We start from the raw sequence: 13,840 nt of genomic DNA on the forward strand, positions 1-13,840 counted from the left end.
GCTACTGTGCCGTCTTCGCGGCGTAGAGTTTGAACAGAGTCTCCAGCCGCTCCGTATCGTTCCGGAAGGGACGGCCGATGTACATCGACTCCAGCAGGTCGTCGTTGTCCTTGTGCGCCTGACGCAGGTCGTCGGGCATCTTGTCGGGATCGTAGAGCTGCGCGATCGTCGCCGGGTGGTGCTCGTAGCGCGTCCTCAGAATGCGACGCGCCGAAGCCGACAACTGATCAAGCTGCTCCTGCGTAAATTTGGGCACCGGGAAGGTGTTCCAGCCCAGGGTATTTGAATAGCGGAAGTCGGACTTGAGCTTGCCACAGACCGTACCGATCCACACCAGATGCAGGCGCGCGGCGATCAGTGCGATGCACCAGTCTGGACCGTCGTAGATGGCCTGGTTCAGGTCAGAGGAAATGACATCTGCACCTACCCGAACAACGGGCAAATATGGGCGTCGCTCCGAGGATACACGCGGGATTAGGATGGCGTGATCGCGCGCCCAGTTTTGGGCTTGCCGGAATTTATGGGGGTACGCAGCCCACGGCCTAGTCTGAGCGGCTGTGCTTGCGGCTCGGAATGCCGCTACCGCTTCAAATCGCGACTTGATAGGCGGAATGACCGCCGCCTCCTCGGCATCACCATCAGTGACCCAGAGGCAGAAACGCACTTTGCCTTTCACCGCTTCTTCCGAACCCATGAAGCGCTTAATGAACTTGGATGCATCTGGGTATAAAGCGATCAGCTCATCCCGCTCTTCGGGGCTGAGGATCAGATGTCCACCGTCCGTCGGCTTGTTCCCATATTCCATGTAGGGCAAGCCAAAGATCGAACGAGCCTCAGCGTCCACAAACAAGGATGGGCCATCCAGCAAGTAGGCGTTGATGTTGCCGGCCGTGGCGGACAAATCCCCCGCAAAAAGCAGCTTTGAAGCGCGACTTTCGTTCCGAAGCCCAACGACCACGCAAATGACCGCTGCATTCGCCGAGGCATTGTTCCGCCATTTGAACGACGTGTGGGCGAAGCCGATCTCGACGCCATCTCTGAGAATAGCAGGCCACAGCGCACCAACAGCCTGCCCTTGACAGATCGAGTTGGTCGACACCAGGGCAGACCTCGCGTTGCGCCCGCGAATGTAGTTGGCGGCCTTGAACATCCAGCAGGCGACAAAATCGACCCGCCGATAGGCCTCCAGATGCCCGGACAGCACGAAGTCCATGTCGGCATTTTGCTCGTCGGAGCGTGAGTTATCGCCTAGGAATGGCGGGTTCCCCGCGATGTAGACCTCTTCCTCCCCCTCCGGCGGCGGACAGATCTCCTCCCAATTGAGACGGAGCGAATTGTCACAAACAATGTTGCCGCCATCCCGCAGCGGCAGCAGCGCCGGCATCCGGCCGAACACGTCGGCGAGGCGGGCGTTCGCCTGATACTCGGCGATGAACAGCGCCAGCTTGGCTGTCTCCGCCGCGAAGTCGTTGATCTCGACCCCGTAGAACTGATCCAGCCCGACCGAGGAGAACATCTGCATGGTCGTGGTGACAGGATCCAGTTCGCCTAGCCGCTTCATCAGACGCAGCTCGCGCTCGCGCATCTGGCGGTAGGCCACGACCAGGAAGTTGCCCGAACCGCAGGCGGGGTCGAAGACACGGATCTTCGACAGGCGCGCCAACTGAGCACGCAGAGCAGCGGGCTTGTCCCAGGCCTTGTCGATCTCGGCGTCCAGATCATCCAGGAACAGCGGGCCCAGCACCTTCATGATGTTGGGGACGGAGGTGTAGTGCATCCCCAGTTCCGACCGCGCCTTCTCATCGGCGATCGACTGGATCATCGAGCCGAAGATGTCGGGGTTGATCAACTTCCAGTCCATGCCCGACGCATCGCGCAGATACCGGAAGCTGATGACATCGAAGACCGGCGCGTCGATGGCGCCCGCGAACAGCCCGCCGTTCACATACTTCAGAGCGCCCGCCCAGACCGGCAAACCTGAACGCTCGCCCTCGGGCAGATTCATGGCCGTAAAGGCGTGTATCAGGGTCTCGCGCGCGTGCTCGCCCCGGTCGCCGCTGTAGTCGAACAGGACTGACGAGAACTGGCTTTCAGGAAAGACGCCGACGTCCTCGGCGAACAGGCAGAAGATCAGCCGCGTCATGAACAGGTTCATGTCGTGGCGGCGCTCCTCCGCCCGCCAGTCGGGATTGGCCTTCAGCAGGGCGTCGTACAGGCGCGCCAGCTTGCCGGTCGCGCGAACATCGACAGGGTTCTCCTCGGCCGCCTGATACCGCTCCTTGCCCGCCGCCGGCAGGAAGAAGGAGAATTTGGCGCCCAGTTCGCTGAACGCGCAATGCAGAGGCGCGCCCGACTTCGGGTGCTCGGCCGCAATGGTCTGGCCGTCGGTCGCCAGCAGTATGGCGGGCTTGCCGGTCTTATTCTTCTTGCTGGCGCGGAGCTGCGTCAGCACGGCCTCGACCTGGCCGGCTTCCGCGGGGGCGTAGTGGAACTTGCGGCTCAGCAGCATGCCGCCCGGCACGTCGGATTTTCCGGTCGAACCGTTGCGCAACTTGGCCAGGGTCGCCTGCGGGTTGTCCGTCGCCTCCGCAAAGGAAAGGCCGAACGTCTCAGGCGCAAACGGTTGCTGGGCCAGGGCGTCCAGGGCATCGGCGATTTCAGTAGGGTTCATCATCAGTCCAGAGACGGAAATCGATTGCGGTCAGGGCGGCGCAGAAGCGGCGTTAGTCCTGGGGCGCGAGGAAATAGACGGGCACCAACGGCAGGCGACGGCGCGCCTCATCGGCCAGTTTGTCGTAGGTCTCGACCCACAGAGTGACGAAACGGCGCGCGTCGATCAGGGTGACGCGGCGGTTCTCCTGATTGCGGGCGTAATCCTGAGCGTCCTTGGTGAAGCCCGCCAGGCAAACGTACAGGCCCACGTCGCCGTTCGAGAGGGAGGCCAGGAAGGACTTCAAGCCGTCGCTGTCGACCTTGGACTGCCAGCGCTTCACTTGGACCTTGATGCGCGGTCCAGTGGTGCCAAGCGGATCGGTGAAGGCGATCACATCCACCCCGCCATCCTTGCCCGGCGGCGAGACCCACGGGACGTGATAGCCCATGCCGCGCAGCAGATCTGCCACCATCTCCTGGAACTCGAACGGGTCGCTGGCGTGCAAGAAGGCCGAAATTTCGGCCCAGGCGTGATCCTGCGCGGACTCGACCGTCACGCTGAGCTTTTCAGCCGCATCCTCGATCGCCTCAGGCTCAATCGCCGGGCTGACCGGGACGGCCGAGGTCGCATCCCTCTCCGCCTTCCAAATCGCGTACCGGCGGCAAGCCTCCTTGTAGAAGGCCTCCGGGTTCGCGAAATCGTTGTAGGCCTTCGCGCCCGCGTCGGTGACGGTCCAGACGCCATCGTCCTTGCGCAACCACCCCGCCTTCACGCAGTCCACAGTCGCGAACCGCAGGATCTTCTCGAACCGCTGCCCGCCGGACGAATAGGAACCGGCCTCATAGTCGCTTAGCTTCGTCGCGGACCGAACCAGGTCGATGGCCGCCGACGCATGCATGCCTTCAGGCTCGGCCATCAGCACTTCGAACAACTTGCGCAGAAACTCGCCCGTGCGGGCCCGTGTGATATTCGCCATGACGCCTCCCGTACCGGGCTTAGCCTAACGGCGGGTTGGCGGCCAGAAGACAGCGCGCCATGATCGGAGCTAAGATAACCTCTATGGACAGCCACCTCTGTGGTTATTTCTCGCCACCTCGGCTCGGCTGCTACGTCCTTGGCGGCAAACATCCCACCGAGGAACAAGCCTTCGACCGGATTACCGCCTATACCGTCGAACGCGGCCGCGGGCATCGGGTCGACACGTGTGCCCCCGGCGCAAACCCCAAGATCGCCGCTTCTTCCGCGTCACTTCAAACCCGGCGACGCTCACCGGAGGGCTACATACGTCAGCAGCGCGCCAACAGCCGACATTGGAAGGGTGCCACGAGGCGGACGTTCGCGCCGCATCGATTCAGAGGCCCGTCAGTTTTCGACATCGCCATCGATTGGAGGCGCATTGGGACGCGGCGTGATCAATCCTCGGCCGTCGGTGATCCTGTCCTGGGCGTCCCTAACGGCGGCTAGGAGCTCTGTATTGAAGTCGCCGCGGCAATAGAGTTGCATATTTGGCACCAGCGGCGGCGGATATTCGACATGGCTGCATAGGGCGATGATGAAGTCGTTGCAGGCCCACAGCGTGTTGTGAATGATCAGCCCGAGCGCCGCATTAAGCGGTCCAAGTTCATTGGGCAGCATTTCCGCATCGCGCCAGATCCGCAGGTCTTTGAAGGGACCGAACTCGCGCGGAATCAGAAAGCCGTCGTCTCCGACGAAAATTGTCCCCACGCGCCGCCCTCGGTGCACGAGATCGTCGCGGAACTTGCGGATGTGCAGAAAGACTGGCGCATGCCGAGCATAGCAAGCTGCCACTTCGTCAAAGAGACCGAAGGTCGCCGCCAACTCTTCGGCGGAACGGGCGTCGTCGCCCTTAAGAGCCATATCGGCGAAACTGCTTTTGAGAGCGCGCGCCTTGAGTTGGGGGTTGGCCTTGCGGATTGACTCCCACAGGCAGGCCAACATCTCCTGCAAAAGATCAAACATGCTGCGGCAAACTTGGAGGATGTGCTCGACCTCGGTCGCTGCCATCCGGCCTTTGCCTTCCAGGGACGAGCGGTGGATCAGGTCCAGCTTGGCCAGCGAAGCGGACAGATTGTAGAGATCGTCCTGGAAGGCGCTGAACTTATGGGCGAGGCCCGGCAATAGGGCGCGTTGGGCTATGAAGTCCATATGCAGGGTGGTGAAGTCGGAGGGCCTTTCCGGCTCCGCAGCATAGTAGGAAGCCTCCGAGGGCCAGCCGTATATCTCGACGAACTCATTGGGCGATCCTGTGGGCACCCAGAGCCGCCACTCGCCGTCGACATGGAAAGTCAGACACGGCAGAAATCGAGACCGGGTCAGCTGACGCCGGTCGATGAAGGGTATGTCTTCAAGCTTGAAAATCTGACCTGGCGCCATGGCCGACAGATGGAGGCCGGAGCCGAGGGGGACAAGCGGCTATAGTGAACTGCCGTGACGAGCTGGAAGCGGCGGCGTACGCGCGGAGGGTTTCAAGAGCGCCAGAAGGCGACATTGGAATATCGATCCCAAAGTGGACGTCCCAATCTACTCTAGACCTAGTCCCGCCAGGGACCTGCTGGGCGATGCGCTTGCTCCGAAACGGACGAATCGGGCGGCAACAGACACCTGTCCGGGGCGAGACTTATTCTCTAGATCGCGCATCGCGGCCCGGCTAAGCTACACATTAGACAACTATGGATAGCGCCTGAATGACTCCGCTCGAAGTTCTGAAATCGTCCTCCTTCGGACGCCGGACGGCAGAAGAGGAGCAGGACCATCTGTCTCAGTATTTCGTCGAAACAGAACAGTGGAGAAAAGTTTTCGACGGAGAGATAGACGTTGTATACGGCCCTAAAGGCAGCGGAAAGAGCGCCATCTACAGCCTGATAATAAAAAATCAAGACGAACTATTCGATAAGGGCATTCTCGTTGTCCCTGGAGAAAATCCTCAAGGAGCTCCCGCCTTTCAGCACCTAAGGAACGATACACCTGAAAATGAATTCGAGTTTGTCAGCCTTTGGAAGCTCTACATCCTGACCCTATGCGGTCAAACGATGAAAGAGTATGGATTTAAGTCCTCTAAAGCATCTCGAGTTATCAAAGAGCTTGAAGGCGCAGGGCTACTTCCCTCTGAATTCACACTCTCAAAGGCTGTAAAATACGCTCTGGATTACGTCAAAAATCGATCGCGCGTCGAAGCGATCGAGAACTCGATGGACATCGATCCGAACACCGGAATGCCGACCGGGTTCTCAAACAAAATTTACCTGCGTGAGCCCAGCGCAAGTCAGGCGCGCCTAGGCGCCGTCTCAATCGATGAACTCTACGATGTCGCCAATGCCGCCCTAACCGATGCAGGTTACGAGGTTTGGATTGCACTGGATCGGCTCGACGTAGCCTTTGCGGACAAGCCCCACCTTGAGGACGATGCGCTTCGCGCGCTGTTTAAGTTCTACCTCGACACCAAAGGCACCTCATCTATTCGTCCGAAGATCTTCCTCAGGACTGATATCTGGGACAGCATAACGAAAGATGGGTTCCGAGAAGCGAGCCACATTGAACGTTCAAAGACAATCGAGTGGAAGGAAGCGGACCTAATCAACTTGGTTGTTCGTCGCATGCTTTCGAATGAGCCCATTCGCCAACATTACTCCGCCGATCCAAAGGCCATTCTCGCCGATTTTCAGAAGCAGATTGAGTTCATCTACCTCGCCTTTCCCGACCAAGTGGATTCCGGCCCCAACAAACCAACGACCATGACATGGGTTCTTTCCCGCACAGCCGATGGCACCAAGGAGTCCGCACCTCGGGAGGTTATTCACTTCCTGAACGAGCTTCGGGAGATCCAAATTGCCCGCTTGGAGCGCGGGGAGAAAGCCCTGCAGGGAAACCGAATATTCGAGCAAGTTGCATTTAAAGAAGCTCTGCCGGCAGTTTCCAAAACGCGCCTCGAACAAACGATCTATGCCGAGTTCCCTGAAGAGAAGGCGTATGTGATGGCGCTTATTGAACAAAAGGCGACACACACACCCAAGACCCTATCCAAGATTTGGAACCTCGATGAGAGCGAGACGCAAAAGGTGATTGGCAGATTGTTGGAAATCGGCGTTTTGGAGAAGCAAGGCTCCAGCTTCCGCGTGCCCTTCCTGTATCGACCCGCGCTTAGCTCCATCCAGGGGAGCGCTGAGTAGCGCTAAAGTCCAATAGTGTAGCCTGATTGCCCCCACTGCAGCTCCTGCCGCCCGACAGCGAGTCAGGCGATCATCTTCATCATCGCGCTCCGCGATAATAGGCGGCGCCGCCCTGCTTGCTGAGACCTGATTGACATGGCGAATTTGAAGGCCAAGCGCCGTCATCACTATGTTCCGGTTACCTATCTAAATGGGTTCCCCGATGAGACAGGCCAATTGGTCGCCTATCCGAAGGATCGTCCGGGGAGCTTCCGCTCGCGCCCAGATCGCATCGCCTTTGAGTCCTACTACTATTCGCAACTGACAGCTGCTGGTTCTCCAGATCATTCGACGATGGAGGATCTGTTTTCCGAAATCGAAATGCCGTGGCCGAGTATAGTTGATAAGCTAGCCTCGCGCGTCCCGCTCACGCAGGGGGAGGCTAGCGCGCTCTGCTCGTTCATCGCTCTCCTCCGGGTCCGTGTCCCGGCTATGCGGGATGCTATAGAGCTCTTCGAGGCGCAGACCGTACGGGCGACCTTGTTAACCTTGGGCGCACACGGACAGCTCCCAGCGCCTCCACCAGGGATGCCGGATCTGTGGAATAATCTGGAAATCCCGATTGATCCCAATCGAAGCCTCCAAGCAATGCCGCATCTGCTCGACGGCATTTCCCAACTTTTTAACCGGATCGGCTTCGAAGTACTCCACAACACATCGACCGAAGACTTCATCACGAGCGACAATCCAGTAATTTATTTCGATCCCGACCGACCGGAGAGCCAGATACGACCCTATGAGGTCACCCCGTTCGGTAGGATCGAATTCCTGATGCCTCTAACTAGACGGCTCATCCTCCGCGGCCGGTCGGAATTGCCCATTTTACGTACCGGGGCCGAGGCTCAGCATAGGTCGCTTGACGACCCATCTGAGGTGATGAGATTCAACCGCTTAATCGCCAAATTCGCATACCGGATCGTGTTCGCCGGCAGTGGCTTTGAGGCGTTTGTCGCGGATCACGCCAGCCAGTCGCCTGTTCCGCACCTCGAGATCGTCCCTCTTCCAAACGGCCTCGGATCCTCAATACGGTTTGTATTCGGCTCGAGACCTGAGAAGCCTAAATGGACCGGCCCGAGAGGTTAATGCTCAGGATGAGCCTCGCGCACCTCACCTGCCGAAAGCCGCCATTCGGAACCGCCGCTATGAGTCACGAGCGGTCCTTGCGCCTCCTCAGTCAAGAGGATTGCTGGCGAGCGAATAGCTCGTACTCCGCCCGCCCCCGGCATCTCGCTCCAATATCCCCCGCTGCATCAAGTCGCTGATGTCACGCAGCGCCGTATCCGAAGACGTCTTCGCCAGCGCCGCCCATTTGGCGTTGGTCAGTTTGCCCTCGAAACCGTCAAGCAAGCGGTTGAGCACCTTCCTCTGGCGTTCGTTCAGAGGCTGATCGGCCAGGGTCTCCCAGAAGCGGGCCTTGCGCATGACGCTGGCCAGAATCGTCTCGGCGCCGTCGAAGGCGCGGTCGAGACAGGCGATGAACCAGAGCAGCCAAGCGGTGACGTCCAGATCGCCTTTCTGGGTCGCTTCCAGCATTTCGTAGTAGGTCTTCCGCTCCGCACGGATCTGGGCGGACATGCTGTAGAACCGCTGAGAGGTGCCTTCAGCGCGAGCCAGGGCGAGGTCCGCGATGGCACGGGCAATACGGCCATTGCCGTCGTCGAAGGGGTGATTGGTGACGAACCACAAGTGGGCGACGCCGGCCTTAAGCACCGGATCGGGCGTGGCGGTCTCAAACCAATGCAGGAAGGCCGTCATTTCGGCGTCGAGACAGTCGGCGGCCGGAGCTTCATAGTGCACGCGCTCGCGTCCGATCGGACCGGACACCACCTGCATCGGGTCACCCTCTGGCGTCCGCCACGCCCCGACGTTGATCCGGCTCATCCCGCTGCGCCCCGTTGGGAACAGAGCGGCATGCCAACCGAACAGGCGGTCGGCGGTGAGCGGTTGGGCGTAATTTTGGGTAGCGTCGAGCATCATCTCGACGACGCCCTCGACATCGCGATCCGCAGGAACCAGACCGACAACGTCCATACCCAAGCGGCGGGCGATGGAGGAGCGAACCTGTTCGCGATCGAGGACTTCGCCCTCGATCTCGTTGGACTTCAACACGTCCTCGGTCAGGGTCCGGAGGACGGCCTCCTCACGAAGCGCAAAGCCCAAGGCCTCCATCCGCCCGATCAGCCGGCCCTGGCGATGGCGCACAGCGGCGAGCGGCTGGGCGAGGGCGCTATGGTCCCAAATCAGGTTTGGCCAATCGGCCAGCTCATGTATGTAGGTCATATTTACCGCACCTTCTGCGGCGAATATGGACATTATTCGCCGCAAGGACAAGACTCAATCAACGCAACGTTTGCGGTGAATATCTCAGACATTCGCCGCTAGACCCCGATCAGGCCGCAAGGCGTGTGGCTTCGCAGGTCTGCAGAGCGATGGACACACCCCTCTTCGCAAGCGGACGACCGACAAGGTCTTTCAGTCGACCGAATGCGGTAGGGCTGGAGCAGACGATGCGCTGGCCATCGGGCTCCCATCTGGCGCGATCCAGATAGCTCACCGTCGCAGCTTCCCCCACGATCTGAACGACCGCCTGACGGATGTCAGCATGAACGAACGGAGCGCCCCGCGCCGGCTTCCCTGCGCCGCCGCCTGCCTGACCGTCGGTCGCGACGCGAAATCTTTTAATGGGGTCATAAAGGTATTGTCGGTCATCGGTGACCGGTTTTTGTGTCACCGATGTCCGGTTTTCTGGCGCTTGAGCGGTCACCTGTGACCAGTTTTCGCGGGTTTGAGCGGTCGCGGATGACCGCTTTCGCGGCGCCTCAACCGCCTCGCTTGGCATGGTTGCACGGTAGATGTTGGTGCGGCCGCGTCCACGCCGAACCTCGACCTCCAGATAGTCGGAGGCCTGCAGTTCTTCGATCAGGCGACGGAGTTGCCGGGGGCTAACGCCCAAACTGGTCGCCATGCTCTCCTGGCCACGCCAGGCGCCGCCTTCGCAGGGGTTCAGGTCGTGGAGAATGAAACCCGCGACTGCCTTGGCTTGGAGGCTGATCTTGGGATCGCTCGCGATCCGCTGATGCCAGGCCAGCTTTTCGGCGACGAAGTTTTTAGGATCGAGACGGCGGCTCATCGGCGAACCTCCGGCGTTGCGGCCGAACCGAGCAGAGAGTAGATTTCCTGCGGCCTTGAGTGTTGTGCCAAGCCCATTCGAACCCCGCCGAGCGCTGCAACGCTGGCGGGGTTTTTCGTGGCCGAGATGCCTCCCGAGAGGTTAGCCAAACGGGAAAAATCCCCAAGGATTTCAATACGGAGGCGGCACCCCGTTAGACGCATTAGGGTATTGGATTTAAAGAGAAAAACGACTTCCTCTCTGTCCGCCACGCTGTTACAAGCTCTTGATCTGAAAGAGTTTGTTGGAAAATCAGTCACTTACAATCGTTAGGGGCCGAATGTCTGCTACACTCGATACGGAGAAAGCAGACGTGTTGACTGGCCTTTTTCGACGCGAGGGCGGGCGATATACCACGCGCCGCATCATCCCCAAGGACCTCCGCCCGGCCTATGACGGCAGGGAAGTAATCACCAAAGCGCTAGGGACGGCGGACCCGGCTGAGGCCAAACGGCTCCATGTTGCCCTATGGGCCGCTCTGGATCGGGAGTTTGCAGAGGCGCGGGCGGCTATGGCCGCAGCCGACAGGACCCCCGCTGTCGAAGCCAAGGCGGCGGCCAAGCCCATAGACATAGATGCCTATGCGGCGCGGGCGCTTGTCGGCCTACGGAAAAAGCGGGCGGAATATCTCGCAGCCGGGCGGTTGGAAGACTTCAACCTTGAGGCCCGCGAAGGGCTGGAAACCTATCAGGCTATCCTCGACGGGGGCGATGCCGTGGGCCTTTCATTGCCTGAGGCCGAGGGGATGCGGGTGGCGACGCTGGCGATCCTTACGGGCGAAGGCGCGGCGGCACTTGCTGCGGCTCCCGCCGTCAAGCCCACAGCATCAGGCGGCCCCCGCGTCCCGCTCGCTGATGTGCTGGACAAATGGAAGGCCGAGCGGACGCCGCAGCCGAGAACGGTGCGGGACCTGACGCGGACGGTTAAGCGGTTCGAGGCCGTCGTGGGCAAGCTGGCGGTCCAAGATGTAACCAAGCAGCACGTTATTGCGTTCAAAGATGCGCTGCTAGCCGAAGGCAAAACCCCGGAAAACATAAACGTCATCATCCCGTTCTTGGGGACGTTGTTCAATTACGCGGTGGACAATGACCTGATCCCCGCGAACCCCGCCAAATTGAAGAAGCTTCCCGAGAAGAAACGCGCCAAGGACAAGAGACGCGAATTCAACAAGGACGAACTAAAGGCGCTGTTCAGCGGCCCAGTCCACAAGGCCGGTTCTCGTCCCATCGGTGGCGCAGGAGAAGCGGCCTATTGGCTTCCCTTGCTCGCGCTCTACACAGGGGCACGCCAAACAGAACTAGGTCAGCTTCATCCCGATGACGTCTATGAGGAAGCCTACTTCGGCGATGGCGACACCGAAAAATCTGCTTGGGTTATGCGCTTCGCGGAGAACGAAGAGCGCGGCCAGAAGGTCAAGAATGAGGGGAGCGAGCGACGTGTCCCCATCCACGCTGATCTAATCGCCCTGGGCTTCCTCAAGGTGGCGGCGGCCGCCAAGGCAGAGCGCCGTGCGCGCATCTTCCATAAGATCAACCCGACAGCCGAGGGCGAACTTATGGGCAACTGGTCCAAGTGGTTCAGCCGCTACCTCCGCAAGGTTTGCGGCGTCACCGATGACCGCGTTGTGTTCCATTCCTTCCGCCATAGCTTCAAGCATTACGCCCGCGAGGTGGACGTGCCCACAGAGGTGTCCAACGAAATCACAGGCCACGAAACCGGGGACGTGGCGAACCAATATGGCGGTCTGGAATATCCTTTGCGGCCGCTGGTCGAAGGCATGGCCCTGTATCGGGTGCCGGGCTTCACCCTGCCGCCCCCGCCCGCTTCCCTGAGGTAGCCGAGAAGGCCGGAAAGCGGGGCGCTGGGGCGGTGGTTTGATCCCGGCCGGGTAGTCGCTCATCCGGGATGGCGAGGCCCCTCAGCGCGGCTGTATTCGGCAGACCGGACGTGGCGATTTTTGAGACAGATGCGGCGTGCGAATTCGGCGGTCTATATCTCGGCGTCGGATAGGATTGACGACACGGTGCAGCCCAGCGCCGCTGCTATGCCGATCAGGGCCACAAGGCTGACGTTCCGCTTGCCGCGCTCGACCTCGCCCATATGGGTCCGGTTGATCCCGGCGGCGTCAGCCAGCGCCTCTTGCGACATGCTCCGCTCGTTTCTCCGCACCCGGATAGCGTCGCCGAGGCGTCCCAGCGCGCGCTGATTATCAGGACTGACGGATACTCTCGGCACCCATACAGCGTCGCCGCATGTTGGATTTACGCACCACCTGATCTATGCACCATTCGACACCGGCGAGCGGACGAAGGGGCGGATAATGAGACCTATAGCAGGAGCAACTGTAGCCGCTTTCATGTCGGCGTTGTCGATCAGCGCGATGCTGCCGGTTGATGCACTGGCGCAGTCACGTGCCGAGAAGACGGAGGGGCAGCTAGAAACCGTTGAGGATGTCGCGGGCCTCACCGATCTCTCCTTCGACGAGTTGCGAGGCAAAGACCTTTCAGGCGTCAATGACGCGATGATGCGGCCAGCTCCTTCAGCAGTCCGTCAACCGCGCACTCGCGCCTACCCCGGAAAGGTTCTCGGGACCGCGTTCATGGACACCCCTCACCCGGCCACCCAGCGCCGAGGCGGCGGGGACCGGCCGTCGAACCCGATGGCTTACGAGGACATCGCCACTATATCGGACCTCTCGTTTGACGAGATAAGAAGCATCCGCCCCAGCGACATTAAGGACGGGCTCATTGAGAACCGCCCCCGCCGCTCGGACAGGACGCCCCGGACGCGGGCAGACCGAGAGGCTGCGACTATCCGTGGTCTAACGGAAGGGCGCGGTATCACCGGCGGGGCCACCATTGGCGACAGCCTCAATAGCGCCGCTGTAGCGGCCACGACTGCACAACAGCAGACCCGCGAGGCGGAAGTCGCTCAGGCCCGCAGCTACAGCTTTGGCGATAAGTTCGGTGCGGCCTTTGAGGATACCACTATAACGTCGGCTATTCTGCGGCAGCTTGATCGCGAGGTTGAGCCCTTTGACCTTAACTTCGTCAGGGACTACGCGAACAACCGGCAAGAGTTGGAGAAGGGCTACGCATGGGAAGAAGTTCGTCGCCTGCGCCGCGCTAACTCCCAAGCGGACTTCGACCGCATCGCTGGCGAGATCGCGGAAGGCCGGGAACGGAAGGCTGTCTATATGAGCGGTGGGAGTGGGAAGTGGTATTCCATCTTCGTTCATGCGCTGGACCCTGTGGTGTGGTTGGCGCTTGCTGCCTTGTTGTCAGCTTCTATCTTTGCAGGGCGTTGTCGGCGTCGTCTCAAAGTTCCGTCTGGAAACTAATCTGACCATAGGTTGGATGAGTTGTTCGTAGGCTGCCCGGCTCCCTCGCCAAAATAGATGGCGAGTTTGCCGGATCAGCGACGCTAACTCTTGGTCTGACCATGAGTTGGATTGAGCGTTGCGTGAGTGTGCCCGGTGGCCGCGATCAGCTTTCGCTGAACTCCCTCGGGCAAATGCCCTACCTGCGACCATGCCTTTTTACGTCGGCCAAGACGGTGAAATCGTGTTCTAAATCTGGATGAAGAAAAGTGGTTTCTTCCCCAGGAGGGTATCAATATTCCCGACTGCACGAACTGACCCCTTGAGAGCCGGGACGCGCCGGATGCACCCGCGTGTGGGTGAGCGAGAGGGTATCGAATAGCGCCCGAAGTCAACGACGTTCGGTTATTGTGCCCGATGACGTGCCCCTGAGTTTTCATCCAGCGGCGACCAGAGTCCTTGGGTTAGTTACG

General features: G+C 60.2%; 10 protein-coding genes and 1 pseudogene. 5 read left to right on the forward strand and 6 right to left on the reverse strand.

The features are described from left to right. Position 1: 1 nt before the first annotated feature. From FM111_RS11340 to FM111_RS11350, 3 genes are all read right to left on the reverse strand, one after another. Positions 2–2,671 carry a class I SAM-dependent DNA methyltransferase gene (locus FM111_RS11340; RefSeq protein WP_179205084.1) on the reverse strand — a complete coding sequence of 890 codons (2,670 nt, stop codon included), beginning with the start codon at positions 2,669–2,671 and terminating at the stop codon, positions 2–4. 52 nt (positions 2,672–2,723) lie between these two features. Then, positions 2,724–3,629, reverse strand: a complete 906-nt coding sequence (locus FM111_RS11345) for a restriction endonuclease (protein ID WP_087141041.1) — start codon at positions 3,627–3,629, stop codon at positions 2,724–2,726. Positions 3,630–4,015: 386 nt separating this feature from the next. Next, a complete protein-coding gene (locus FM111_RS11350; protein WP_087141042.1) occupies positions 4,016–5,047 on the reverse strand; it encodes a hypothetical protein in 1,032 nt (343 codons plus the stop codon). 311 nt (positions 5,048–5,358) lie between these two features. On the opposite strand from FM111_RS11350, the gene FM111_RS11355 reads away from it, so the two are divergent. Beyond that, positions 5,359–6,840 carry a P-loop ATPase, Sll1717 family gene (locus tag FM111_RS11355; RefSeq protein ID WP_143276104.1) on the forward strand — a complete coding sequence of 494 codons (1,482 nt, stop codon included), beginning with the start codon at positions 5,359–5,361 and terminating at the stop codon, positions 6,838–6,840. 135 nt (positions 6,841–6,975) lie between these two features. Further along, on the forward strand, positions 6,976–7,962 hold the full coding sequence (locus FM111_RS11360; RefSeq protein ID WP_087141044.1) for a DUF4238 domain-containing protein: 987 nt from the start codon (positions 6,976–6,978) through the stop codon (positions 7,960–7,962). Positions 7,963–8,049: 87 nt separating this feature from the next. On the opposite strand, the gene FM111_RS11365 is transcribed toward FM111_RS11360, so the two are convergent. Further along, positions 8,050–9,192 carry a Fic family protein gene (locus FM111_RS11365; RefSeq protein ID WP_306299151.1) on the reverse strand — a complete coding sequence of 381 codons (1,143 nt, stop codon included), beginning with the start codon at positions 9,190–9,192 and terminating at the stop codon, positions 8,050–8,052. Between the two features lie 76 nt (positions 9,193–9,268). Next, on the reverse strand, positions 9,269–10,009 hold the full coding sequence (locus tag FM111_RS11370) for a hypothetical protein (protein WP_087141046.1): 741 nt from the start codon (positions 10,007–10,009) through the stop codon (positions 9,269–9,271). Positions 10,010–10,328: 319 nt separating this feature from the next. On the opposite strand from FM111_RS11370, the pseudogene FM111_RS16615 reads away from it, so the two are divergent. After that, a pseudogene (locus FM111_RS16615) lies at positions 10,329–10,541 on the forward strand (DUF6538 domain-containing protein); the annotation flags it as partial. An 18-nt stretch (positions 10,542–10,559) separates the two neighbouring features. After that, complete coding sequence (locus FM111_RS11375) at positions 10,560–11,885, forward strand: site-specific integrase (RefSeq protein ID WP_143276105.1); 1,326 nt, start codon at positions 10,560–10,562, stop codon at positions 11,883–11,885. A 152-nt stretch (positions 11,886–12,037) separates the two neighbouring features. Here FM111_RS11375 and FM111_RS11380 read toward each other — a convergent pair whose 3' ends face one another. Continuing rightward, on the reverse strand, positions 12,038–12,283 hold the full coding sequence (locus FM111_RS11380; RefSeq protein WP_087141048.1) for a helix-turn-helix transcriptional regulator: 246 nt from the start codon (positions 12,281–12,283) through the stop codon (positions 12,038–12,040). A gap of 121 nt (positions 12,284–12,404) precedes the next feature. Here FM111_RS11380 and FM111_RS11385 point away from each other — a divergent pair, with 121 nt between their 5' ends. Continuing rightward, the gene (locus FM111_RS11385; RefSeq protein WP_087141049.1) at positions 12,405–13,388 is read left to right on the forward strand and encodes a hypothetical protein; all 984 of its coding nucleotides are present in this window, start codon (positions 12,405–12,407) and stop codon (positions 13,386–13,388) included. Positions 13,389–13,840 lie beyond the last annotated feature (452 nt).

It is taken from the genome of Brevundimonas diminuta 3F5N, assembly GCF_900163625.1.
In the GTDB taxonomy this organism is placed as follows: Bacteria; Pseudomonadota; Alphaproteobacteria; order Caulobacterales; family Caulobacteraceae; genus Brevundimonas; species Brevundimonas diminuta_A.

Excerpts from the sequence above, each read along its gene's own strand:
- FM111_RS11375 (WP_143276105.1), top strand. The coding sequence starts at position 10,560 with ATGGCCGCAGCCGACAGGACCCCCGCTGTCGAAGCCAAGGCGGCGGCC.
- FM111_RS11340 (WP_179205084.1), bottom strand. The coding sequence starts at position 2,671 with ATGAACCCTACTGAAATCGCCGATGCCCTGGACGCCCTGGCCCAGCAA.
- FM111_RS11350 (WP_087141042.1), bottom strand. The coding sequence starts at position 5,047 with ATGGCGCCAGGTCAGATTTTCAAGCTTGAAGACATACCCTTCATCGAC.
- FM111_RS11355 (WP_143276104.1), top strand. The coding sequence starts at position 5,359 with ATGACTCCGCTCGAAGTTCTGAAATCGTCCTCCTTCGGACGCCGGACG.
- FM111_RS11370 (WP_087141046.1), bottom strand. The coding sequence starts at position 10,009 with ATGAGCCGCCGTCTCGATCCTAAAAACTTCGTCGCCGAAAAGCTGGCC.
- FM111_RS11365 (WP_306299151.1), bottom strand. The coding sequence starts at position 9,192 with ATGTCCATATTCGCCGCAGAAGGTGCGGTAAATATGACCTACATACAT.
- FM111_RS11385 (WP_087141049.1), top strand. The coding sequence starts at position 12,405 with ATGTCGGCGTTGTCGATCAGCGCGATGCTGCCGGTTGATGCACTGGCG.
- FM111_RS11360 (WP_087141044.1), top strand. The coding sequence starts at position 6,976 with ATGGCGAATTTGAAGGCCAAGCGCCGTCATCACTATGTTCCGGTTACC.
- FM111_RS11345 (WP_087141041.1), bottom strand. The coding sequence starts at position 3,629 with ATGGCGAATATCACACGGGCCCGCACGGGCGAGTTTCTGCGCAAGTTG.